This is a genomic window from Paenibacillus periandrae (assembly GCF_022458865.1).
GTDB lineage: Bacteria > Bacillota > Bacilli > Paenibacillales > NBRC-103111 > Paenibacillus_S > Paenibacillus_S periandrae.
Genome location: NZ_JAJNMU010000229.1, coordinates 1 through 254 on the forward strand (window position 1 = coordinate 1; position 254 = coordinate 254).

The following is a 254-nucleotide window of genomic DNA, read 5'->3' on the forward strand; positions in this document are numbered from 1 at the left end:
TCCAAGGTGTGGAGACCGATTGCGTTTAGCGGACGGGTCTAAGCCCTTTTCGGGCAGGAACTCGGTTCTCCGTGCTTTCTTTGTTAAATCCTGCGAATGAGTCAATCTATGTGGTATTCAATGTCTTCAAGGCTGCATCCTCAGTTGTTGCTTTGTAAATCGGTTTTAAATCGGCCGTTACCTTCTTGAGGTCCTTGTACGACACGAAGCGGGTGGAATTTCGGATCTGGTGGATGATGCATTTTTGGATCTCC

The 254-nt window shown here is 47.6% G+C and carries 1 pseudogene; it reads right to left on the reverse strand.

Features of this window, described 5'->3' with window-relative positions:
- Positions 1-115 precede the first annotated feature (115 nt).
- Positions 116-254 (reverse strand): annotated as a pseudogene (locus LRL21_RS45345) (transposase); the annotation flags it as partial.